Origin of the sequence: Abyssibacter profundi (genome assembly GCF_003151135.1) — a bacterium.
In the GTDB taxonomy this organism is placed as follows: Bacteria; Pseudomonadota; Gammaproteobacteria; order Nevskiales; family OUC007; genus Abyssibacter; species Abyssibacter profundi.
In genome coordinates this window covers 331,817-355,482 of record NZ_QEQK01000001.1, presented here as the reverse complement: position 1 = coordinate 355,482, position 23,666 = coordinate 331,817, and the positions used below count along the sequence as shown (strand labels likewise).

At 65.3% G+C, this 23,666-nt stretch carries 20 protein-coding genes; 15 read left to right on the top strand and 5 right to left on the bottom strand.

Going from position 1 to position 23,666, the window contains the following annotated elements; translation table 11 throughout:
- Positions 1–22: 22 nt before the first annotated feature.
- Both DEH80_RS01555 and DEH80_RS01550 read left to right on the top strand, forming a co-directional pair.
- Positions 23–1,192 carry an acyl-CoA desaturase gene (locus DEH80_RS01555; RefSeq protein ID WP_207774382.1) on the top strand — a complete coding sequence of 390 codons (1,170 nt, stop codon included), beginning with the start codon at positions 23–25 and terminating at the stop codon, positions 1,190–1,192.
- 207 nt (positions 1,193–1,399) lie between these two features.
- The gene (locus DEH80_RS01550; protein ID WP_165831232.1) at positions 1,400–2,677 is read left to right on the top strand and encodes a GGDEF domain-containing response regulator; all 1,278 of its coding nucleotides are present in this window, start codon (positions 1,400–1,402) and stop codon (positions 2,675–2,677) included.
- A 169-nt stretch (positions 2,678–2,846) separates the two neighbouring features.
- On the opposite strand, the gene DEH80_RS01545 is transcribed toward DEH80_RS01550, so the two are convergent.
- Entirely contained in the window at positions 2,847–4,166 is a 1,320-nt protein-coding gene (locus DEH80_RS01545; RefSeq protein ID WP_109718706.1) for an MATE family efflux transporter, read from the bottom strand.
- Positions 4,167–4,289: 123 nt separating this feature from the next.
- Here DEH80_RS01545 and DEH80_RS01540 point away from each other — a divergent pair, with 123 nt between their 5' ends.
- The gene (locus DEH80_RS01540; RefSeq protein ID WP_109718705.1) at positions 4,290–5,564 is read left to right on the top strand and encodes a peptidoglycan-binding domain-containing protein; all 1,275 of its coding nucleotides are present in this window, start codon (positions 4,290–4,292) and stop codon (positions 5,562–5,564) included.
- An 80-nt stretch (positions 5,565–5,644) separates the two neighbouring features.
- On the opposite strand, the gene DEH80_RS01535 is transcribed toward DEH80_RS01540, so the two are convergent.
- Positions 5,645–6,307, bottom strand: coding sequence for a hypothetical protein (locus DEH80_RS01535; protein ID WP_109718704.1), 663 nt, complete (start codon positions 6,305–6,307; stop codon positions 5,645–5,647).
- Between the two features lie 28 nt (positions 6,308–6,335).
- On the opposite strand from DEH80_RS01535, the gene DEH80_RS01530 reads away from it, so the two are divergent.
- From DEH80_RS01530 to DEH80_RS01505, 6 genes are all read left to right on the top strand, one after another.
- Positions 6,336–6,629 (top strand): acylphosphatase, encoded by a 294-nt coding sequence (locus DEH80_RS01530; protein WP_109718703.1) that lies wholly within the window; start codon positions 6,336–6,338, stop codon positions 6,627–6,629.
- Between the two features lie 69 nt (positions 6,630–6,698).
- Complete coding sequence (locus DEH80_RS01525; RefSeq protein WP_109718702.1) at positions 6,699–7,511, top strand: ParB/RepB/Spo0J family partition protein; 813 nt, start codon at positions 6,699–6,701, stop codon at positions 7,509–7,511.
- A 47-nt stretch (positions 7,512–7,558) separates the two neighbouring features.
- Positions 7,559–8,539 carry an SMP-30/gluconolactonase/LRE family protein gene (locus tag DEH80_RS01520; protein WP_133249078.1) on the top strand — a complete coding sequence of 327 codons (981 nt, stop codon included), beginning with the start codon at positions 7,559–7,561 and terminating at the stop codon, positions 8,537–8,539.
- Positions 8,540–8,547: 8 nt separating this feature from the next.
- Entirely contained in the window at positions 8,548–10,941 is a 2,394-nt protein-coding gene (locus DEH80_RS01515) for a serine/threonine-protein kinase (RefSeq protein ID WP_109718700.1), read from the top strand.
- Entirely contained in the window at positions 10,941–11,609 is a 669-nt protein-coding gene (locus DEH80_RS01510; RefSeq protein WP_165831231.1) for a DUF305 domain-containing protein, read from the top strand. Before DEH80_RS01515 ends, DEH80_RS01510 begins: the two co-directional genes overlap by 1 nt.
- A 348-nt stretch (positions 11,610–11,957) precedes the next feature.
- A complete protein-coding gene (locus DEH80_RS01505; RefSeq protein WP_207774380.1) occupies positions 11,958–13,373 on the top strand; it encodes an LVIVD repeat-containing protein in 1,416 nt (471 codons plus the stop codon).
- A 7-nt stretch (positions 13,374–13,380) separates the two neighbouring features.
- Here DEH80_RS01505 and DEH80_RS01500 read toward each other — a convergent pair whose 3' ends face one another.
- A complete protein-coding gene (locus DEH80_RS01500; RefSeq protein ID WP_165831230.1) occupies positions 13,381–14,454 on the bottom strand; it encodes a FecR family protein in 1,074 nt (357 codons plus the stop codon).
- A 152-nt stretch (positions 14,455–14,606) separates the two neighbouring features.
- On the opposite strand from DEH80_RS01500, the gene DEH80_RS01495 reads away from it, so the two are divergent.
- Together DEH80_RS01495 and DEH80_RS01490 are read left to right on the top strand one after the other, a co-directional pair.
- Positions 14,607–15,215 carry a DUF2452 domain-containing protein gene (locus DEH80_RS01495; RefSeq protein ID WP_109718696.1) on the top strand — a complete coding sequence of 203 codons (609 nt, stop codon included), beginning with the start codon at positions 14,607–14,609 and terminating at the stop codon, positions 15,213–15,215.
- Between the two features lie 196 nt (positions 15,216–15,411).
- The gene (locus DEH80_RS01490) at positions 15,412–16,830 is read left to right on the top strand and encodes a phosphodiester glycosidase family protein (RefSeq protein ID WP_165831229.1); all 1,419 of its coding nucleotides are present in this window, start codon (positions 15,412–15,414) and stop codon (positions 16,828–16,830) included.
- A 107-nt stretch (positions 16,831–16,937) separates the two neighbouring features.
- Here the strand turns inward: DEH80_RS01490 and DEH80_RS01485 are convergent, their stop codons facing one another.
- Complete coding sequence (locus DEH80_RS01485; RefSeq protein WP_207774378.1) at positions 16,938–18,467, bottom strand: alkaline phosphatase PhoX; 1,530 nt, start codon at positions 18,465–18,467, stop codon at positions 16,938–16,940.
- Between the two features lie 106 nt (positions 18,468–18,573).
- Complete coding sequence (locus DEH80_RS01480) at positions 18,574–19,962, bottom strand: DNA recombination protein RmuC (protein ID WP_109718757.1); 1,389 nt, start codon at positions 19,960–19,962, stop codon at positions 18,574–18,576.
- An 84-nt stretch (positions 19,963–20,046) separates the two neighbouring features.
- On the opposite strand from DEH80_RS01480, the gene DEH80_RS01475 reads away from it, so the two are divergent.
- The 4 genes from DEH80_RS01475 to DEH80_RS01460 all read left to right on the top strand — a co-directional run bounded on the left by DEH80_RS01475 (position 20,047) and on the right by DEH80_RS01460 (position 23,617).
- On the top strand, positions 20,047–20,913 hold the full coding sequence (locus DEH80_RS01475) for a BrxR family helix-turn-helix transcriptional regulator (RefSeq protein ID WP_109718694.1): 867 nt from the start codon (positions 20,047–20,049) through the stop codon (positions 20,911–20,913).
- Positions 20,914–20,940: 27 nt separating this feature from the next.
- Positions 20,941–21,750, top strand: coding sequence for a DUF6498-containing protein (locus tag DEH80_RS01470; protein ID WP_133249077.1), 810 nt, complete (start codon positions 20,941–20,943; stop codon positions 21,748–21,750).
- Entirely contained in the window at positions 21,747–22,475 is a 729-nt protein-coding gene (locus DEH80_RS01465) for a M48 family metallopeptidase (RefSeq protein ID WP_109718692.1), read from the top strand. The genes DEH80_RS01470 and DEH80_RS01465 overlap by 4 nt, the downstream gene beginning before the upstream one ends.
- Before the next feature lie 65 nt (positions 22,476–22,540).
- Complete coding sequence (locus tag DEH80_RS01460; protein WP_109718691.1) at positions 22,541–23,617, top strand: DUF2855 family protein; 1,077 nt, start codon at positions 22,541–22,543, stop codon at positions 23,615–23,617.
- Positions 23,618–23,666: the final 49 nt, after the last annotated feature.

Below are 23,666 nucleotides of genomic sequence, written 5' to 3'. Positions count from 1 at the left end.
GGACAGACAAACGTAGAGACTCATGGCTGAACTGACGTACGACAAGAAATTTACGCCCGCCAGCGTTGGCGCGATGCTGGGCTTCTTTGGTGTGCACATCGCTGCGCTGGGCGCGTTCTTCACTGGCGTGTCGACCACCGATATCGTGGTCTGCGTGACCCTTTACTGGGTACGCATCTTCGCGATTGGCGCCGGCTACCACCGCTATTTTGCACACCGCTCGTATAAGACCGGGCGGGTATTCCAGTTCATCATCGGTTTTCTGGCGCAGTCCACCGCCCAGTCCGGATTGATCTGGTGGGCGTCCAAGCATCGCGACCACCATCGCCACTCCGACACGCCCAAGGACATGCACAGCCCGCGGCAGTACGGATTCTGGTTCTCCCACATGGGCTGGATCTGGAACAACCAGGCCCAGGAAGCGAATTACGACAACGTGCCGGATCTGACCAAGTTCCCGGAACTGGTCTGGCTGGATCGGCAGCGCTTCCTGCCTGCGATCATCATGGGACTGGCCGTGCTGGCGCTGTTCGGATGGTCGGGACTCTGGTTCGGCTTCTTCTTCTCGACCGTGCTGGTGTACCACTCAACGTTCACCATCAACTCGCTGTGCCATGTCTGGGGCAAGCAGCGCTACCTGACCGGGGATGACTCACGGAATAACCCGGTGCTGGCGTTTTTGACGATGGGTGAGGGCTGGCACAACAACCACCACTATTTCATGTCCAGCACCCGCCAGGGCTTCCGCTGGTATGAGTGGGACCCGACTTACTACATCCTCAAGATGCTGTCCTGGGTTGGCATTGTCTGGGATCTGAAGCAGCCGCCGAAGCATGTGCTGGCCGGTGAGCGCAAGCTGTCCTCCGAACTGAAGGACCGCGTTGCCGAACAGCTGGCGGCCAGCATCTGCGTGGATACTCTGGCCGAGAACGTCCGCGCCCGGTTGAACCGCAGCGGTATCGCGGTCGACGAGTTCAAGCGCAATCTGGCCCAGCGCATCGAGCGCGGTCGCGATGCGCTCCATCAGTTCGAACTGCCGGAGCTGCCTGAGCTGCCCAGCGTCGAGGAACTGCGAGCCAAGGCCCGTCAGAAATATGCCGAGTCACCGTCCATGGACGACATCGTCTTGCGGGCCCGCCTGATGCTGGGTGAGGCCGTAACGATGCGGCTGGCCACACCGGCCCAAGCCTGATTCGAGCAGCGCCGTACGCTCGGCGCGGACGGCGCTGCTTGTTCGAAGCGGTTCTGGGATGAGCGGACCGCCCCGCCTCGCACAGATGGGGGGCATGGGGTGTATGCTCCTGGCATGGAATCGCATGTGGCATCCCAAGCCAGCGAGGCAGTGCGCCAGCGGCTAGGTCGTAGTTCGCGCGAACGCGCCGACACGAAAGGCGACACCGTGCGTGATCAACTGCTGGTCGTGGATGACGATGCCACCGATCGTCTGCTGATACGCCGGCTGCTGGCCGACGGTGCCACCGTCGGCCTGAAGCTGGTCGAGGCGGAAACGGCGCAGGAAGCCGTTGAAATGCTGCGCACCCACCGGGTGGCCTGCATGCTGATCGACCAGGTGTTGCCGGACATGACCGGCCTTGATCTGCTGAACATGCTCGCGAACATCGAGCCGGTCGGTTTGATTCTCGTGTCGGGTGTCATGGACGTGTCGCTGTCGCGGGATGCTATCCGCCTGGGGGCACACGATGTGCTGCCCAAGGACGACATGGATACCGCACGCCTGTCGCTGGCCATCCATGCAGCCATTGGGACGGCGCGTGTCCGACAGCAGATGGCCGAGCACTCCCAGCATCTGGAACTGTTCTTTGCGCTGGCCGATGAGTGCCGGGATTACCTGTTCGTGATCGACCTCAGCACCGGCGTGGTTGTCGAGGCCAATGCCGAGATCCGGCGGATCAGTGGTGCCGACCGGACGGAAGTCCATGCCGGAAAACTCAGCGCGGAAAGGATATTCGCCGCCGGCCCCACCGGCTGGAATCGCCTGCGCGCATCCATCGAATATTACGGTCAGGCCACCGTCGAGCTGGAAGTTTTCAATGGTCCCGGCCGGCGCATGCCCATCGAGATTCGCGCGCGCCGGGTCACACATGGCCCGCGCCAGTACATGATCTGTGTGGGCCGTGAGGTCTCTCGCGAGCGGGGGCTGGAGCGCGAGGTGATCCGCCTGCGCGACCCCGATCAGCTCACAGGGCTGCCATCGCGTGAAGCCTTTATGGGCGAACTGGAGCGCAGCTGGAACTGGGCGATGAACGATGACACCGCGCTGGTGCTCACGATGCTGTCCATCAGCTGGCCCGAACGGTATACCGAAGACATGCGTGCTGTGATGCTGCGGCAGGTGGGTCAGGCTTTGTTGGGCAATGTGCGACGCTCCAACGAGCTAGTCGGTCGGTACAGCGAGAACAGCTTTGCGGTGATCGCGACCGGCGGCGACGAGATCGTGGCACGCAAGCTGGCTGACCGATTGCGCATGCTCATACGCGGGGCCTGTGCCAGCGACGTCGAGTCGGCCATGCATCCACCCCATGTCGCCGCGGGCATCGCGCTTGGCCGACCGAGTGATATCGGCAGCGTGTCCGAATTCATGGACCTGGCGGCGCAGGCGCTAGACAGTGCTCAGAAGGCCGAGACCGGCCAGGGAATGCATCTGCTCGCGGTCTAGGCGCGGAGTCAGGGACGCGCTGATCGCTTCGCACCACCAAGACGGCCCCGGTTTTCGCGCGAGTCCTATCGGAGTGAGCGCCGCTTGATCACTCCCAACGAACGACGCGCAACGCAGTCGGGCCTGTCTGCAGGCAACAACTGGGCGGCGTGAATCGCGCAGTGCCGCCCTAGACGCGGGCGTGGCGCCACCCACCGCGCTGCCAGAGCCATACGAACAAGCCGGTTTGCAACCCGCGCCAGGCCAGCATGGCCAGCCAGATCGCGATCAGCCCGAACTGCAGCAGAGGGCCCAGCACGTAGACAGCGGGCAAGAACAGCAACCACTGTAGGCTCACGGCAACTAGCATCACGCTGCGGCTGGCTCCGACCCCCAGCAGGGCCTGCATCAATATGATCCCAACGCCATCGATGAGCAGCCCCGCACCGAAGAGCTGCAGGGGCACGCGGCCAAGCGCAACCAGTCCGGGGTCATCCAGAAACTGCGCCAGCAGCAGGCTGGGGAGCAGCAACATGGGCAGGCCCAGCAGGCCGAGCCAAATGCCGCCGAGCCGGGCGACATCCCAGGCCCAGCGTCTGGCATCCTCGGGTGCTCGCCGGCCCAGTGCCTGACCGGCCAGCGTGCCGGCCGCCAGGCCAAATCCGATGGCGGGCAGGATTGCGACCAGCATGATGTTGATCAGCACGGTGGCCACGGCGAGTTCAGCTGTTCCGACCTGGCCAATCATCCAGAACAGCACGGCGAATCCGGCCGCGAACAAGGCCTGCTGCAGCGAGTTGGGTAAGGCCAATCGGATGAGCCGCCCGAAATCGCCCGCACGGCCGCGGCCATGCAGAAATCCGCGCGGTTGCGCGTGGCGCCAGGCAACCGTCAGATAAATACCCGTGCCGATCCAGACGGCGATGCTGGTGCCCAATCCGGCGCCGTAAACGCCCAGTTCAGGCAGGCCCAGATGGCCGAAGATCAGGCAGTAGCTAATCGGTACATTCAGCACATGGGTGGTCACCAGCGTTCGCAGGTAGACCCGGGTCTGACCGACACCACTCCAGAAACCCCGGAAGCAAAAGTTGGCGCCGATGGCGACCACGCCCAGCAGGCGACCCTGCCAGTAGGTCGTACCCTCGCGGGCCACGGCTGCATCGTCGATGAGCGCAGCCACGATACCGGGCGCCATGAACCACAGCGCCACGGACAGCGGCAGGCCAATTCCCGCGGCAATGAGCAGGCCGTTGTTCAGCGGTACGGCGGATTCAGCTTCGCGCCCCTCACCGACCCGGCGTGCGCTGGTTGCCTGCACGCCTGCGGACAAGCCGGTGATCGCGCCCACGGCCATGAAGTTCAGGAAGCCGGCCATCCCGACGCCGGCCAGGGCCGCAGCGCCCAGACGGCCCACCATCGCAATATCGATGAGATTCAGGATGTTCTGGGAGGTCATGCCACCGATGATGGGCAGCGCGAGCCGCAGAATGACTTGTCGGCGACTTAACACCGTCGGGTCCCGATGGGCTGTGTTCTTAACATCACGTTCACTTGTGCGCGCGGATAATTTGGGTCCGCTCGCGTACGATCCGGCAAGCGGAAATCGCGAACGTTCACCATCTAGGGAGTCAGGATGAATCGTAACGTACGACTTGCAGGCGCCGTGCTGTGCGCAGCCGCCATGGTCGGCTGTGCCAGTAATCCATTTGCTGCTGCGCCCTCCGACGACGCTGATGTCGCAGCGCTGGAACGGGAGCTGGCGAAAGAGCGCGCCGCAAACCGTTCGCTATCTGCCGAGCTGGATCAGGCGCGGCGTCGCCCGGCGGCCACGCCTCAGCCCGTCCAGGCACAGCCGTCGAATAACCGTGACCTGGAGCTGGAGCGCGAACTGGCCGCTCAGCGCGCCCGTAACGAGGCGCTGGCACAGGAGCTGGAGGCCCAGCGCCGTGCTCAGGCAGCGCAGGCCGAGACCGCACGGCGTCTGGCCGAGCAGCCGCCCATCCCGACCCCGCCGCCCGCGCAGAATGCATCACTGGGCGACGGCATGATGCCGCCCAATCCCAAGCCGGGTGAGTGCTACGCACGGGTGGTCACGCCGCCCAGCTACGAGGAGCGCACCGAGCGCGTACTCGTCAAGCCCGCCGGCGAGGAGGTTGAAGTCATTCCCGCACGGTATGAGTGGGCCGAGCAGCGCGTGCTGGTCAAAGAGGCCGGCGAGAAGATCGTCGAGGTGTCGCCACCGGTGTACACGACGGTTGAAGAGCGCATTCTGGTCAAGCCGGCCACAGAGAAGGTGGAAACCATCCCGGCCGTCTACAAGACCGTGACCGAGCGCCAGCTGGTGCGCCCGGCGTATACGACCTGGAAGAAGGGCCGGGGGCCCATCGAGAAGCTGGACGAGGCCACCGGCGAGATTCTTTGCCTGGTCGAGGTGCCGGCCGAATACAAGGACGTGGAAAAACGCGTTCTGGTCACGCCGGCCACCACGCGCAAGATCACGGTGCCAGCCGAGTACACGACGGTGCGCAAGAAGGTGCTGTCGCGCCCGGCCGAGGTGAAGAAGGTCACCACACCTGCCGAATACGAAACCGTGCGAGTGCGCCGCCTGGTCGAACCCGCGCGAGAAGTGCGCAAGACCATCCCGGCGGAGTACGAGACCGTGACCAAGAGCGTCAAGGTCGGCGAATCCCGTGTGGCCTGGCGCAGTATTCTCTGTGAAACGAATACGACGCCGGACGTGGTGCGCAAGCTGCAGGCTGCGTTGCAGCAGCGGGGTTACGAGCCGGGTCCGATTGATGGCCGGATCGGGCAGCAGACCATGGCCGCCGTCGGCCGGTTCCAGCGGGACAATGGCCTGTCCTCCGGTGGGTTGACCATGGAAACCATCCGCCGGCTTGGTGTGCTGTAGCCCAGCGAATCCATCGGCAAAAAAGGCCGGGTTCGTCCCGGCCTTTTTAATGCTCCAGTCCTGCGGGTCGCGTGGCCGGACTAATCGTCTTCGGGCGTGAGCTGGTGGGCGATGACGGCGCTCAGGTTGAACGGACGCTCGCCCAGCGAGCGTTGAACGCCCGGCGGTAGATGCCGCTTGCTGATCTGTACCACGCCGACATGCGACGCACCGCCGCGCTTGGATGCAGGACCCTGCCAGGCCTCGACCACCGGGTACGGCGACGAATCTGCCGCCGTTGCGCCAAATCCAATCCGGGCGAGTCCAGCCGGAATCAACGCGGTGGCGCCTTTGGCCAGCGGTCGAGTTGACGCTTCGATGACCAGTTGGCTGCGTAAATGCCCGGCGGCCCGTGTCAGGCCTTCGCGCACCAGCGGATGCCGCGCCACGCGTTCGACAGCGCGGCCGACGCGTGCCTGCGCCGCCAGTTTGAGCGACCGCCCTCGTACGGGGGGTGGTGTGAGCGCGGGCGCGGGTGGCGCATGGACATGGCCGTCGAGCTGCGCCGTAATCCGCAGCGTTTCGCCATCCGTGTCTCGTCGCGTTTCCACGTCGACATCGATGCGCAACAATGGCTCCCGGCCGAACACACCCGGCAGGGTTGCGCTCAACCTTGCGTGCTCTGTCGATGTCCCGCGGGCCGGCACCGTATCTGCACGGCCGGTGTCGGTTCGACGGCGCCAGCGAGGCAACAGCTTCGGCATGACCGATCCATCAGCAAGGAGAACGAAAATGATACAGGACACGCAGCGACAGACTTGTCGTGGCTTTGTCGTGTCCGGGCGCGTCCAGGGCGTCGGGTTTCGCGCGGCAACCCGAGACCAGGCGCGACGACTTGGCCTGACCGGCTGGGTGCGCAATCGTTCGGATGGCTGTGTCGAAGGTGTGGCACTGGGGCAGGCCGCCCCGCTGGATACCCTGGTCGAATGGCTGCACCAGGGGCCGGCCGCGGCCCGGGTCGAAAGTGTCTGGTTCTCCGATGCCGTCGAGGATGACAGCCTGGGTGGCGGATTCGAAATTCGATAGTCGGCAGCCAGCTGGCGTCGGCCGTGTGGCCCTGATGCCTTGGGTGCGCTGCTAAACTGCGCGCCCTTGATGCCACACCGTCCTGAACGCTTGGAAGCCGCGGTTCGCCACCTGCCAATCGACCTGATCCAGCCCGGAACGCTCCAGGCTAGGCGGGTATTCGACCCACAGGGGATCGAGGAGCTGGCCGGCTCCATTCGAGAGTCCGGCGTGGTGCAACCGGTGGTTGTGCGGTCGCTGGGTGATGGCTACGAGCTGCTAGCTGGTGAACGCCGTTGGCGGGCCGCTCAGCAAGCCGAATTGCACGAAATTCCGGCGATTGTCCGGGATGATCTCAGTGACGATGAGGCCATGGTTCTGGGCCTGATCGAGAACCTGCAGCGGGAATCACTCACGCCGATCGAGGCCGCGGCCGGCCTGCAGTTCCTCGCCGATCACTATGATTTGACGCATGCCGAGGCGGCCAAGCGGATCGGCAAATCACGCGAGTATGTGAGCAACTATCTTCGTTTGCTCAAATTGGCCGAACCCGTGCAGAAGCTGGTGAACGAGCGGCTGTTGTCGCTGGGCCATGCCAAGGCGCTGGCGGGCCTGCCTTCGGTGATGCAACCGGGCATGGCCATGGATGCCGTTTCGGGTGGCTGGTCGGTGCGCGTGCTGGAGTCACGCTGCCGCGCGGCGCTCAAGCGCGCCGGTGCGGAGGCCGACAAACCCCGGCGCGATGCCCAGTGGCAGGCCGTGGAGCAGCAGCTCACCGAGGCGCTGGGCAATCGGGTACAAATCGACTTCGATGGCCAGAAGGGCGAATTTCGTGTGGCCTTTCACAGCCTGGACGAGTTCGACGGCATCTTGCAGCGCCTGGGTGTCGAGATCTCCGGTTAAGCTGGCAGGGCCACGACGGGGCTGCAATAACAACAACGGGGGAGATCGTGATTCGTCATCGACCATGGGCGCTGCTTGCGCTGCTGCTAACCGGTTGCGGAGACTCTGGCTCCGGGTCGGGTGCCGCACCGACGGAGACGCCGGCGTCGCTGTGTATTGAAACCGCCTGTAATCAAGCCACGTCTGTGGCGGCGGTGCCCGACGCCGAAAACCTCTTGTTCACCCCGGACGGCCGGCTGTTCGTCTCGGGCGGCACCAACGTTTACGAGGTTGTGCGGACCGGTGACACCACGGTCGAGTTGACGGCACTGTCGGCAACGGATTGCAACTTCACCGGGCTGGCGTATCGACGCGAAACCCTTTATGCCAGCTGCGCCAGCGGCGAACTCTACGCCGGGTCGCTGACGGGCACGCCCGCACTGACATCGATTTACCAGTACACCGATACCGCCTTGCCCAATGGCATGGCGACCGGCGCTGATGGCAGCCTTTATATCGCCGACGGTCCGCTGCCGGGCAATGGCGGCCTGCCTTCGCCGAAGATTCTCCGCCTGCAGTTTGACGAGCAGAATCCCCTGCAGGTCATCGAGCAAAGCACCTGGCTGGAGGCCCCGCTGGCGTTTCCCAACGGACTGGTGCGCCTGGGCGATACCTTGTTCGTGACAGATGGTGAGGTGATTCCGCCTGCGCTGGGCGTGGTGCGTGCCATCCGTATTCTGGCCGATGGCTCGGCAGGTGAGGTCACGACGATCGCCACCTTGGACGGGGTGCTGGACGACCTCTCCCTGGCGGGGTCCGATCTGGTGGTCACCGAGTTCAGTACGGGCCGTGTGGTTCGGCTGGCTCCGGACGGTCGCCAGCTCAGTGCCACCGATGCCGGCGGCTTTGCGTTTCCTTCGTCCGTGATCGTGGGGCAGGCGCCGATGTTTTTGCCGGGTGAGTGGCTGGTTACCGAAAAAGGTTTGATCGGCGACACCACGTCAGCATTCGGCAACCAGCTCACCGTGCTGCGCCCCCTCACGCCCTGACGCCAGACGTGAGCGGTAGCCCCTCCGACAGCCCAACGGCCGGCGCCGCGACCGGCCTGCCCGAGTGCATCGCGGGCTACCGGATTCTGCGTTTGCTGGGCGAAGGCAGCATGGGCTGTGTGTATCTGGCCGAGCAGCCGCAACCGCACCGGCTGGTGGCGCTCAAAGTGCTGCGCGGCGCTGTTGCCACGGAGGCGTTTCGCAAGCGCTTTCTTCGCGAAATCGAGTTGATGGCCGCATTGGCCCACCCAGGAATTGCCCGGGTTTACGATGCCGGGGAGGCCGACACCGATAGTGGCCGGCTGCCGTACCTGGTCATGGAATACATCGAAGGCCAGCCACTGCTTGATTTCGTCCGGGCGCAGGGTCTGGACGTACCCCAGCAGCTCACGCTGCTGGCCTCGCTTTGTCGCAGTGTGCATGCCGCCCATACCCAGGGGGTCATCCATCGGGATCTCAAACCGGCCAATGTGTTGGTCGACCCCGAGGGCACGCCGCGGGTGCTGGATTTCGGTGTGGCGCGCATGTTGGATCAGCGTGGCGCCACCGAGATGACCAGCGCGGGGCAGGTGATCGGCACCATCGCCTACATGCCCTGGGAGCAGCTTGTCGACACGACCCAGGTTGACGCACGCAGCGATGTTTATGCGCTGGGTGTCATGGCCTACGAAATGCTCAGCGGCCATCACCCCTATCCCGGTCTGGCGTCGATGACGCTGGTGGGCGCCGTTCGCAGGCTGGGCGAGCAGGCGCCACGCCCGTTGTCGCAGGCCGCGCCGCATACCCGGGGCGACGTCGCCACGGTGGTGATGAAGGCGCTGTCTCGGGAGCCTGCCCGTCGCTACGGCTCCGCTGCCGAGTTCGCGGCCGACCTGGAGCGCGTGCTGCGCAGGCAGCCGGTGGAGGCCCGCCCGCCGACGGCGGGATATCTGCTGGGTTTGCTAATCCGACGCCACAAAGGCCTGGCGGCGGCCTCGGGTCTGGCGCTGGGGTCGTTGCTGCTGGGCGCCGGATTGGCGACCTGGTTTGCCGTCGGTGAAGCCCGTGCACGAGCAGACGCCGAGGCGCGCGGCGCCGAAGCTGTCGCAGCCAACGCCTTTCTTCAGCAGATGTTCGCGGCCGCGACGCCGGCCGTCGCCCGTGGGCGCCAACTCAGCGCCCAAGATGTTCTCGACTTTGCGGATCGCTCGCTGGACGCCAGGGCCGACCGTTATCCACCGCGGGTTAGGGCCGAGCTCAAGCGTGGTTTGGGGATGTCCTACAACGCCCTGGGCGAGCTTGATGCGGCCCAGCGCTTGCTGGACGAAGCCTATGCGTTGACTGTCGATGCTTTCGAGCCGGGCAGCGTGGCGCGGTATCGCACCGAAAATGACCGCGCTCGCGTGTTGCTCAATGCCGGTCGCTATCGGGAGGCCGAGGCCTTTCTGCGTCCGCTGCTCGACGGGCCGGCCGCCGACGCGGATGCCGTCTGGCGCCTGCGGTTGGTGGCAAGGCTCGGTCACGCCGTCTGCGAGCAGCAGCGGTTTGCCGACTGCGAGGCCTTGTTGGAGCCGGCACTGGCCGAGGCTCGCGCGGTACTCGGCCCGGGGGATGACACAACGCTGGACATGATGGAATGGCTTTGCTTTGCGCTGGCACCGCAGCAGCGCTACGACGAGATTTTTCGCATGGCGAATCAGATGCTTCCGGTATTGGAGCAGCGCTATGGCCGGGATCATCCGCGCACGTTTCCGGCGCGGCAATGGCTGGCCATCGCCGATCAGGAACTGGATCGACTCGACGCCGCCGAGCAGCGTATGCGGTCGCTGCTAGATGACCGGCTGCGTGTCCAGGGCACGGCCAACATCGACATCGCTCAGACCCAGCATCGCTACGGCATGCTGCTGCTGCGGCGGGCCAAGTGGACCGAGGCCGAGCCGGTGCTGCGCAGTGCCTGGGCCACGTTCGAGCGGGTCAGGGGGCGGGATGATGTCGGGACGCTGGTGTCCATGGTTGACTTATCGATTGCGCTGCGCTCACAGGGCGATGAGCAAGCGGCCTTTGAATTGCTCGGCCAGGTCGTGGAGCGAATGGACGCCATGGACCGTGCGATCACCTCGCCGGATGTCTCCTTTTACGGCTATTACGCCGCAGCGCTGGACGACCGGGGACAGCATGCCCGTGCGTTGGCGCTGTTCGAGCGCATGGAGCCCCAGGCGCGGGCCCTCAAATATCGAAGCTCGCCTTCGCTGGGCATCTTCATCGGCAATATGGGGCGATGCCTGATGCGCGCCGGTCAGTCGGGGCGAGCGGCCGAATACCTGCGCGAAGCCCACGCACTGCTGGCCGATGCACTGGGTGCGGAGCATGCGGAAACTCTGCGGGTGCAGGCAGACCTCGACAACTTGGCGGGCCCAGTCTGATGGGGCGTTGGGCCAAGGCGATTACGCCAGCCATGCTGCTGCTAGCCATGATCACCACCGGGCTGGCGTTGCATCATTGGCAGCGGCAGGCGCAGGCACAGTCGGCGCTGGCCGCGGCGACACCGAGCGCGGTGGATATCGGCTTTGCCCAATCGATGAGCCTGCACCATCAGCAGGCGGTGCAAATGGCCCAGATGATGACGCGGAGCGACTCGACGGCGATTACCGGTCTGGCGCGCAATATCATCGGCACACAGCTACTGGAATTGGGCGAGATGCGCGGCTGGCTGCGGTTGTGGAACCAGTCGTTTCTGCCGCCCGAAACCAGCATGAACTGGATGCTGCTGGGCGACGAGCCGCCTGGCCCGGCGCTGCGGCAATATCTGCTCGATTGTGAGGCCTCACCGACCGGAATGCCCGGGCTGGCCACGCCCCAGGCGCTGGCCGCGCTGAACGACCTGCATGGGCTGGAGCGCGATCGCCGCTTTCTCGAACTCATGCAGGCGCATCACGAGGGCGGGCTGCCGATGGCCCAATTTGCCGCCAGACATGCCAGAATTCACGCCGTGAGGAGAGTGGCGGCGAATATCGTCCTCGAGCAATCCAGAGAGATTGCCGGCATCCGGATCATGCTAAAAATGCTGGAGTCCGCGCGGCCGCCGGGCTGATTGCGACCACCACTGGGCGCCGCCGGGCCGTTTCCTCGACTAGGGAAACACTGACCTATTTGCGCCACCAAGACGGAACCGGTTTTCCCGCGAGCCCAGGCGGAGTGAGTGCCGCTTGGTTATTCCAAGTCAGCGAACGACAACGCAGGATCGCGGGAAAACCGGCCCGTTCCGTCTGGATTGCGCCTGCAAACAGGCCAGACAGCGTTGCTCGTCGTTTATTTGGAATGACCAAACTTCGCTCCTCGCGCCTTGCCTGGCCTGTTTGCAGGCAGCAACTTGGCGGTGCAAATAGGTCAGTGTTTCCCTATTGTTGTGCCACAACAAGCGGCACTGAGGAGACTGCCCGTGAGAACACTACTATCTGCCAGCTGTGGTGTGCTGGTCGCATGTTCGCTGATGGCTTGTAGCGGCAGCGACTCTTCACCTTCCTCGCCGGTCGCCCAGCAGGGGCCGGTGCCCAAGGCCGCCTGTGGCCCCGGCTCGGTGCCCGAGACCGGCATGCAGGGGAGGGTGAGTTCCGAAGATCACGCCGAAGGGCGCGCGGCCGAGGGATTCCGCTGCAACATGGAGGTGGTCGGCAGCTATCTGGTGCCCAACGCCATCGGCACCGTCGGCGGTTTCAAGGTTGAGCGCTACGTCGACGGCCAGGGCAATGAATGCGCCTACTACGATTCGACGCTGCTATACCCCACCAATGCGCTGGATGCAGAGGCGGGTGTCAACGTCATGGATTTGTCGGACCCCAGCAATCCGCAGTTGGTCACCCGGCTGCTGACACCGGCCATGCTGACCCCGCACGAATCGCTGGTGGTCTCGCAGCAGGCAGGCGTGCTGGCGGCGGTGACGGGCAATCCGGGTTTTTATCCGGGCAATGTCGACGTCTACGATATCTCCGAGGACTGCCGCAATCCGGTGCTGCGCTCCTCAGCGCTGGTCGGCAACCTGGGGCACGAGAGCGGGTTGGCGCCGGACGGTCGAACCTTCTACTCGGCCAACCCCGGGACACCCACGCTGGTGGCTCTGGACATCACCAATCCCCTGGTGCCGACACGGCTGTGGACCGGGCCGTACTACTCGCATGGCCTGTCCATCAGCAATGATGGCAACCGCGCCTACATCGCCTCGGGAGACGGCCAGGGCATGCTGATTCTGGATGTCTCCGAGATCCAGGCGCGTGCCGAAGACCCTCAGGTTTACGAGGTCGCCAACATCACCTGGCCCAACCTGACGATTCCGCAAAACGCGATTCCGTTCACCCGGGATGGCCGCGAGTACGTCATCGAGATCGACGAGTACTCCGCCGATTCGCCGGATGGCGGCGTGGCCGCGCATGGCGACGTGGTCGGGGCCGGACGCATCATCGACATCTCCGATGAAACCCAGCCGGTGATCGTGTCCGACCTGCGCCTGGAGGTGCATGAACCGGAAAACCGGGACGAAATCGCCGGTGATCCCGGTGCGCAATTACCGGTGCAGGGGTATGCCGGGCATTACTGCAATATCCCCACGCGCGTGAATCCGGATATCGTGGCCTGCAGCATGATTGTGTCGGGTCTTCGCGTATTCGATATCCGCGACCCGGCCAATCCCAAGGAAATCGCCTATTTCAACGCGCCGGTGAATCCCCGGATCACCCCGGTGTTCGAGGCCAGTAACTGGGCCATGTCCAGCCCGGCCTTTGCACCGGAGCGCAAGGAGATCTGGTACACCGACGGCTACAGCGGTTTCTACGTGCTGCGGGTAACGAACGGGGTCTGGTAGGTCGGGATCAGGGCGCGTCTGCGGGCCGCTCATAGGTCTGGCTGCAGCGGTGCAGGCGCTGTTTGGTGGGGGATCCGATGCAGCGGGTCACCATCTTGCCCTGCGCCGCATCACCAAAAACGAACGCGGCTAGGTCGGGCCGGGAAACGGGTGGTGTGGTTGGGTCGCTGACCAGAAACACATCGCCTGGGGCCAGTTCCACATTGGCGGCGGCATCGTTGCTCAGGCCCACGGCTCCGTCCAGCAGCCCCACCACGGTGCCTTCGTCCGAGGGCGGACGCTGGCAACTGGGCGGCAGGCAAAGCTGCGCCGCAAAGTCGGTACCGCGGATGCCGATAACGGACGTCGGCGTCCGCAACTGATAGTTGGTGGGCGCCTCGGCGTCATTCGCGGGCTGCGCTTCATCTGGGTCTGCGGTGGGGTCCCGCTGGATGAGGTTGCTAACCCAACGTAGACCGCCGCGGGCCAGTGTGAGCAAGGACTTGCGGACATTGCCGCGCGCGTCCACATCCAGGCTGTTAATCGTGAGCTCGCTGGATTCGCGGACGACCAGCAGGCGTCCGTCCACGAGCCGGACGACGGCCTGACTGTCTTCGCCGGTCGCAATTGTGTCTTCCACGTGGACCGCTGCGCCGCGGTCCAGTGCGCGGGCCGGCCGGTCATTACGCAGGGCTTGCGCGTCCGTCCCTTCCAGACTCACCACGCTGCCGGCTGTGTACAGCGGCGCCGGTGGTGTCGGCGCAGGCACAGGCGCCGGCGTTGGCTGGGCCACGGCAGGCAGCGCCAGCGTGGTCCCGACCGGCAGGCGGTGCTCGGTGCCGACAAACTGTTCTCGGTTGACGGTGAAGATGGCTCGCATCATGTCTTGCCAGTGCCCGCGCTGATCCGGGTACTGCTGCATCACAATGCTGCCCAGCGAATCGCCAGGGCGCACGGTGTAGTCGTATTCACCCGCCTGCTCGAAGGGGACGAGTTGCGGGTCAAAGCGGGGCGCGGCGATCGCCAAGCTGCTGGTCAGACCAAGCAGAAGCCAGGCCAGGGCTCGCATCGTCATTCCTCGGGTCAGGCGCTTCTGGGTCATGAGAGCTCGTTTGGAGTCGGGGCACACATGGTCGGTCATGCCCGTGCAGCACGCCAGTCTGCGTAGCCCCAGGACATTGCGCGTGCTTTGCACGGGCTGACCACGATCACCCGGCAGCGTAGGCTGGTGGCATCGCAATCAGCTCTTCTGACATGCCCAAGCACCCCAACCCCCAGGGCAAGGGACTGGTTCCCGTGCTCGCCGATTTGTCGCGGCACCGTGGCCAATGGCTGGCAGCGCCGGCCAAGGCGGTCGAGCAGGTGTCGGCCGAGTTGTTCACCTCGCTCTTCGTTCTCGGGAGCCAGTTCGGGTTTCGCCCGGTGGCTGGCCGGACCTATTTTCTCTATCGCAAACCGGACAAGTTCTGGTTGTCGATGTTGGGCCCGGAGCACTGGAGCGAGGCGGTGGCCGGTGTTTTCATTGGGCGGTGCGTACTGCAGAACGATATGACCTGGACGCTGGCGCTCTCCGATGCTGCCTCCACTGACGTGGCCTTCATGCAGCAACTGGACGAGGCGCGTGCCGATTTTGATACCCGGTTGCGCCAGGCGGCCCAGGTCGAAGACGCCTTGCCCGAGTTCGCGCGCGAGCGGTCTTATTACAAACGCGTGCTGAGTTTTGCGCTGGGGCATTCGCTGGGTGCTTCGCTGTCTCGTGCGGGGCTGGCCGGGCTGTCCTACGAACAGGCTCGCGCGGCACTGGGGCAGGCCTCGAATGACGAGGCATCCACAGGTCACCAGGCTGTCACCGAGGGCGGTTAGCCTGCGTGTCGGCAACTGCGTGGGGTGCTCGATCATGGTGTGTCATGGCTGGCTCAATCGCGCTTGGAGTGGGCGTGGGCGCGGTAATGGTCTCGGGCCGCGTCTAATGACCCAGCTCGTGAGGACGAGCGTGCCCTGTCTCGAGGCGGGTTTCAGGCCCCCGGCACGCTCCAAGCCTGGATCAGCAGTGGTCGGGATGGCGCGGCTGATGGTGGCTGTCGCGGCGGTGCTGCTGGTGACTGGCTGCACGGACGAGGATGCGCCACCTCGTGTCACCGAAACGCCGGCCCCGACCGGTTGGGCATCAGAACTCAACGACGACCCGTTGCCGGTGGGGTGGATGCTCTCCGAAGTTCGGGAGGACTGCCTGTTGGCGCCGGGTGTTCGGCTGCATCGCATCATCCGCGGTTCGCCCAGCGTGGAACCACTCCCGCTACCCTGCGAACAGATTCGGCAGTCGGTTCAGTTTGGCGGCGGTTCGTTGGCTTCGGTGTTTGTCAGCGGGCCTTATGTCTTCCATGTGCTGGAGCTGGACCCCGCGGTGTTCAAGGGCCGGCTGGAGCCGGCGCTGGCCCAGGGTCAGATCGCCGGCAAGGCGACCACCTCGCAAATGGCGAACAGCCGGGGCGCGCTGGCGGCGATGAATGCCGGTTTCTTTGTTGTGGGGCCGGGTGGGACCGGCGATGCGGCGGCACAGATGGGCGACGACGGGATGGCCGGCGACCCGGCCGGTGTGACCGCCCTCAGCGGTCAGCTGATCTCCGAGGCCGTCGGTTCACGCGAGGCCTTGCTGTTCGACACCACGGGCCATCAGCTTCGTTTTCCGCGCACATCCACCACGCTGGCGTTGCAGGCGGGATCGGCGCGGGCGCTAGTCGACGGGCTGAACCGTGTGCCGGGTGCAATCCGCAACTGCGGTGGTGTTGGTGGCGACAGCCCCACCGAAGCGGCGCGCCATGATGTGACCTGCACCGACGCCGATGAACTGGTCGTGTATACCCCGCATTGGGGGCAGGTCACGGCCCCCGTCGATGGACTCGAAGCCGTGTTGGGGCAGGACGGTCAGCTACTGTCCACACGCACACCGGGTGGCGCCATCCCTGCGCAGGGCCGTGTCGTCGTCGCGACCGGCGCCCGGGTGGCCGAATTGGAGGCGATGCTGGCCACAGCCCAGCCTCTGCAGCTGGATGTCGAGTTGAAGCTGGAGGGTGAATCAGCCGAATTGTCCTCGGGAGAGCACCTGCTCAACGGCGGTCCCGGTCTGCTCCGGGATGGCGCGGTTGCGCTCACCGATGCGCAGGGCGGCTTTCGCCATCCCGACAATCCGTTCTTTGGCCTGACCTGGGTCGATGGCCCCAACCCACGCACGCTGGTGGGCCGCACCGCCAGCGGTCGGTGGCTGCTGGTCGTCTGTGATGGCCGCCAGCCGGACTGGAGTGTGGGGCTGCCGCTGCGCGATGCAGCACGGGTCATGCAGCATCTGGGGGCGACCGATGCCATGAACCTGGATGGGGGTGGTTCGTCCACCCTGGTGGTGCGTGGTCAGGTGGTGAACCGGCCGTCCGATGGTGCCGAACGACCGGTCTCCGACGCCCTGCTCATCGTGGCTGAGTAATCCCGGTCCGCGGTGTGGCGGCGCTGGGGCGTCCCAGACCCAGCGCCGCCGATTCCAGACGGTCTGAACATAGGTCGACGCATCGGCTGGATGAGCCGACTCCTGCGCTACTCGTCTGCGGGCCGCAGCGCGCGGTTGGCCAGTGCCGCGATACCCGCGCCGGCGACAGTGGCTGCGGTGAGGGCCCCGGCGCTGCCGGTGGGCGGGCGATCGGTGTCCGGGGTCTCGCCATCCGGCGTGGAGGCGACGGGAGCGGTGCGATATTCCTCGGGGATCGTGATTTCGAACGTGGCGCCGCCGGTGCCGCTGCCGTCGGCCCCGCTGGGGCCGCGCTGGCTGCTGAAGTACAGGCGCGAACCATCCGGCGTGAACGCCGGCCCGGTGATTTCCGAACCGCCCTTGGTGATCTGCATCAGCAGTTTGGCCTGACCGTTGGGCACAACGACGACCAGACGCATTAAGGCACCATCTTCGGCGACGAGCACATCGCCGGAGGGGCTGACCACGACATTGTCGACCTGGTCGAAGCCGGTCTCCATCTGCATGTTGTCGTTGTCGTAGATGATCTCGATCAGCTGGTTCTCGATGTCATAAGCCCAGACGCGGTTGTCGCCCTTCGTAGCGAAAAACATCACGCCCCGTGTCGGGACACTGCCACCTGCTGGGGTTTGTCGCAGGGCCTCGGGAAATTCGTAGTACCAGATCCCCTCGCCACCCGCGAAACGCGTGCCCTGGGTGGTCTCGTCGTTCTGGAAGGTCGGGAACAGCACTCGGCCGGAGGTGTCGATGTCCACGGTCTCCCAGGTTACCGGCTGCGGGCTGCGGGCATCGGCGGCCTCGGGATAGCCGCCGTCTTCGAAGCCTTGGATGCTCAGCACCTGCAGCGTGCCGGACTCCAACCCCATACGGGTCACGCCATTGTCGTCACTGAGGTCGCTTTCATCCGACACAAAGCGCCAGAAGCGCTGGTTACCGCCGTCCTCGGTCATGTAACAGGCATGATGAATCGGGTCGATGGCCACCGCCTCATGCGGGAAGGAGCCCAGCGCGGGCTTGCGCACGGCCGTGGCGGCCGAGCCAAAGGGATCGCACTCGTGGACCTGCCCGCCGGTGGTCTCCTCGCAGGACAGCCAGGTTCCCCAGGGTGTCTGGCCGCCGGCGCAGTTGTTCCGGGTGCCTTCCAGGATGGAATAGGCGTCGATCAGGTTGCCGTCGGCATCAAAGCGCAGCGCGCCCACGCCGCCTGGCGTGTCCTCGGAATTGGAGGCATAGACCCAGCCGCCATCGTCGGCCGCGGGGTACACCGCTCCGCCGTCGGGGTCCAGGTGCCATTCATAGCCGAAGGGGGCGGGCTCACCGGTGAGCGGATTGAGCCCTTCGCGCGCGACGCAGCGCACATCGAAACCGGGCGGCGCGAAGACTTCATCATCCACCCCGTCGATGGCGCCGGCGGTGAGCGTTTTGTGTTCCACATCCGGAATATTGGCCAGCGGACCGACGGGTAGCGGGAGTTCGGAGGCCATCTGGGCCTGCGCACGGCCGATCAGCACCTGGGGCGAACTGGCCGCCGCCGCGCCGATGAACATGGACTTGAGAACGGAACGCCGCGACAGCGTGATGGAAGCGTGATTGGCCACGTCGGAGACACCAGGGTCAAAACAGGACCGCGCAATCTAGCGGCGCTGTGTTGCAGGCCGATGATGGTCCGAGCTGGTGAGGTGGCCGGAGTGCAGCCGGCGCTGATCAGTCTGCGCTGGCGGGGGGATCGGCCGGGTGATCCAGCCCATCGGGCTCAAGCCCTGCCGGCAGCGATTTGGCGGTCTTGGCACCCAGGTCCTTGAGCATTTCCGCCTGGCGGGCGAGGTTGCCACGACCTTCGATGAGCTTGCTACGGGCATCGCGGTAGCTGGATTGGGCACGGTCGAGATGCGTACCGATCTTGTCGATGTCTTCAGCAAACCCGACGAACTTGTCGTACAGCGCGCCGGCCCGCTCGGCGATTTTTTGCGCATTACGGTTCTGCCGGTCGGTGCGCCACAGATTCTCGACCACGCGCAAAATGGCCAGCAGTGTCGACGGGCTGGCCAGGCCGATGCCGGCATCCAGCGCGTCGCGGTACAGGCCGGGGTCGGCGCGCAAGGCTTCGGTAAAGGCCGGCTCGTTTGGCACGAACAAGACGGTGAAATCCAGTGACCGCACGCCCGGCGCATCGTGGTAGGCCTTGTTGCCCAGGCCCTTCACATGGGCGCGTAATGACTGCACATGGGCCTTAAGCTCGCGCTCACGCTCGACGTCGTCTTCTGCGGCGATGAACCGCTCGTAGGCCGTGAGCGAAACCTTGGAATCGACCACGATGTCGCGCTCGCCGGGCAGGCGCACGATGGCATCGGCGATCAGGCGCTGGCTGGCGTCGCCCGAGACTTTGATCTGGGTTTCGTACTCGCGCCCCGCCTGCAGGCCCGAGGCTTCGAGCACGCGCTCCAGAATCATCTCGCCCCAGTTGCCCTGCGTTTTGGTCTCGCCTTTGAGGGCGCGCGTCAGGTTTAGGGCGTCCTCACCGATACGCTCGTTGAGCTTGGCCAGACGGTCGATCTCGCTCTTCAGCACCGCGCGCTCGCGGGCCTCTGTGCCATAGGCCTCGGTGACCTGCTTGCGAAACTCGCCCAGCTGCTCACGCATGGGATTGAGCAACGCGGTCAGCGCCTCGCCGCTCTGACGGGAGAAGCGGTCGGACTTCTCCTGGAAAATGCGGTTGGCCAGCGCTTCGAAATCCTTGCGAAAGTCCTCGCGTGCGGCTTTTAGCTCTTCGATGCGCGTGTTCATGGCCTCGACGGTCTTGGTCTGTTCGGCCTGCAGGCGCGCGATGGTGGCGCGGGCCTCGCCCAGCTCGTTCTGGCGGTGGTCCAGGCGCTGGGTCAGGGCCTCGGATTCCTGCGCCAGCAAGGCGGCTTGCTCGGTCTGTTGTTCGGCCTGAGCCTCCAGCACGGCTAGCCGCGTCTGCAACGCGAACTGCTCGCGCCCGGCCCGCAGGCGCAGCAGCAAAACCGCTGGTAGCGTGATCAGAACAATCGCTAGCGCGGCGCCGAGGCCCAGCGCCTGCAGGGGTGTGAGGGTATTGAGCAAGCTGTCCATGGCGGCATGGTTGCGCAATTTGTCTGTTGTGTCCAGAAACTAGGCATGCATAGAATGTCGTCAGTCCTCTGAAGGAGACCCGGGTTGAGCAACGACAAACCGCTGCGCTGGGAAGTGCGCCAGCGCCTGATCCTGATCGAGGCGCGGTTGATCTGGTCGGGCTGGCTGACCACCCAGGACCTGCGGGGCGCCTTCGGCATTAGCCGGTCACAGGCCAGCAAGGACATCGCTCTGTACGAATCGCTGGCGCCTGGCAATCTGCATTACGACCTGCGGGCGCGCTGCTACCAAGCCTCCCGCGCGTTCCGCCCGCGGTTCCTGCACGGTACGTCGCGGGAGTTCCTGCGGGCGCTACGTCTGTTTGATCCCGAATCTGATCACCCATTGGTCACGCTGGCGGCCGAAACCGCCGCCGTCGAACTGCTGGAGATGCCCGAGCGCGAGTTCGATGTGCTCACGCTGCAGCGGGTCAATACCGCCATCCGCGAAGGGCTGCAGATCGAGGTGGACTACCAAAGCATGCGCGTGCCCGAGCCTCGGCCGCTGCGGTTGTCGCCCACGGCGCTGGTGCATACGGGGTTGCGCTGGCACCTGCGCGCGCACAGTGCTTCACACGGTCGCTTCATCGACGTGCTGCTGTCCCGCATGCGCGGTGTGCCCGTGGTGCTGGATGATCCGGCGGTGGGCGTTGATGAAGACTGGGAGTGGAAGACTATTGTGCCGGTGCGTATCGGGGCGCATCCGGGGCTGTCTGGCTACCAGCAGGCGGTGATCGAAACCGACTACAACATGCAGGGTGGGGTGTTGGAGCGACGGTTGCGCGTGGCGCTGGTGCCGTACTACCTGCGGCTCATGAACGTGGGCCGGGATGATCGCCAGCGACCGCCCGAGCAACAGCAGATCATTCTGCTCAATCCGGAGGAACTCAGTGACCTGGACCGGCTGGCCTAGCCACGGCCCCAGCAGGGGGTGTGGGCGGTGACCCGCCTGCTGCACGCGTCCCGGGTGACCGGCTGGCTCATCGATGCCCTGGCCTTTGCCGGCATTGTGAGCTGGATGCGGCTACGGGCCTGGAGCGCTGGCGACATGGTCTGGAGCCTGTGGATCTCCAGTCTGAGCGTCGGGGCTGTCTGCTTCGTGGCCGCGTTTCTGGGGCTGTTGGTGCGCTGTCTGGTGGGCGACAACTTATCCGCCGCCCTGCGACATGCAGTGGTTGGAGCGGCTGTGGGGCTGGTCACGCTGCTCTTTTTGCTGCGCAGCGGCGAGGCCCTGATCCTGTCCGCCGTCATCATCGCCGCCGGTCTGGCCCTGCTGGCGCTGGAGGTCCAGGCCACGCGTGAGGCTTGGCTGAGGGTCGCGGTTGCGCTGGTGGGCGGCCTGTTCTTTCTGGCCTTCTTTAGCGTGCACTTCGGCGGTTTTCATGCCATCCACGCCTTGTTTCTCAACAGCTTTTTCCCGTTGGTGCCCGAGGCCGACCGCGATCCGTTCGCGGCCTTTCCCGTACTCATTGCGGCGGCCGGCAGCCAGTATCTGGTCATGGTGGTTGTGGCGTTGATCGTGCAGTGGGATGACTTCAGCCGGCCGCTGAATCCCGCTCAGGGGATGTTTACCCCCTACGTCACGGTGGTGAAACTACATCTGACCATTCTCGCCATTGGATTCCTGGAGGCCGGGGGGATGGCGCACTGGGTGAACTATCTGGTGCTGGCCGTGTACTTCATACCGCTGGGCGACCTCTGGCATGGCTTGCGTCCGGCGCGTGACAAGGCCACTGTCTCGCCGCCATGAACCGATGGATTCCCTTGTTGGGTCGCGACCAGCCCACCCCCGCCAGCCTGAGCACAGAGGGCGGCCTGCCGGTGCAGGTGCGTCGCAGTGACCGTGCGCGACGCATGCGCTTGACGGTCGATGCCCAGGGGCAGGCCACGGTGGTGTTACCGCGCCGCGCTACGCTGGCCCAGGCCCGGGCGTTTGTGCAGGCACAGTCAGCCTGGTTGGAACGGCACGCCGGCAAGGGGCGCCAAGCCGGGGCCTCGGCCCAGGCGCACATGCAGCCCGATGCACTGGGCCGGCCGACCCGCGTGTTGCTCCGGGGTGAATGGATCGATTTGCATTGGGGTGGCGAGGGCCCCTTGCCACTGGCAGCCAACGCCCGCACCCCGCAGTTGGCGGCACGACTACGCGAATTGGCGCGTGTGGATGCCCAGCAGGTCATCAATGCCCAGACCCACCGGCTTCCGCGTGTGCCGCAACGGCTGAGTATTCGTGATCAGGCCACCCGCTGGGGGAGCCTGTCCGGTCGCGGCACCCTGTCGCTGAACTGGCGGCTGATCATGGCGCCGCCCGATGTGCTGACCTATGTGGTCAACCACGAGCTGGCCCACCTGACGCATCCCAACCACAGCCCGGCATTTTGGGCCGAGGTGGAGCGCCTCATGCCCGGGCATGATAGCCATCGCCGCTGGCTGCGCCGCAACGGGGACCTGTTACGGCAGGTGCTACCGCCGGACTGATAGCATCCTGGTTCACTGACTGCTGCGGCCATCGACTGCAGCGGCGCTTTCACCGGGAGACACGTATGCAGGACTGGGCCTTATCCATCGCACTCGACAACCCAGCCGACGCCCGGCCGGTCCCGCTCAAGCCCGAGCCGCTGACAGCGGGTCAGGTCAGGCTCCGCATGGAGCGGTTCGCGCTAACCGCCAACAACATCACCTACGCGACCTTTGGGCGCGCCATGCGCTACTGGGATTTCTTTCCGGGTGCTGACGGGCGTGGCCGCTTGCCGGTTTGGGGTATCGCCACCGTCTGCGAATCCGAACACCCCGAGGTGCCCGCAGGCAGTCGCTGGTATGGCTACCTGCCCGCGGCCAGCCAGTGGGTGATGACACCGGGTGATGTCTCGGCGCGGGGCTGGACCGATGTGGCCGAGCATCGCCAACCGCTGCCGCCGGTCTACAACCGGTATTTGCCGGCCGAGCCGCAGCCGCTGGCCACAGAGCAGGCCCGAATGGTCTTGCAGCCGCTCTACATCACCGCCTTCCTGCTGGATCAGGTGGTGGCTGACCCCGTTCAGCCCTGGGCTGGCGCGCAGACTCTATCGACCAGCGCCTCCAGTAAAACCGCCATCGCCATGGCGCACTGCCTGGCCCAGCGTGATGACGTGACCCACATCGGGCTCACCTCGGCGCGTAACGTGGCGTTTGTCGAAGGGTTGGGCCTTTACGACCGTGTGGTTGCCTACGATGCCCTGACAGACCTGGATGCCGGGACACCCAGCGTGATTGTCGACTTTGCGGGTGATGCATCGCTCAACCGGCAACTGCACAGCCATCTCACTGGCGGCTTGCAGGCCAACATCCGCGTCGGCGGCGCTCACTGGATGGCCTCGGCCCCACCCAAAGACCTGCCGCCGCCCAAGCCCACGTTCTTCTTCGCCCCCGACCACGTCCTGCGCCTCAACAAAGCTTGGGGCCGCGAGACCTTCGAGGCCCGCTACGGCGCAGCCTGGCAAGCCTTCGCCACCTGGGCCGTCGGCGCCTTCTCATTTGAGGACCAACAAGGCGTTGACGCCGTCGACGCGACATACCAGCGGCTGATCAAGGGCGATGTGTCACCTCATGCGGCCATGACGCTGGTGCCAGCGGGCGAGTGAGCGGGGCGGCGGGGCCATCCGGAGTGCTCCGAATGACAGAAGTTGAGTG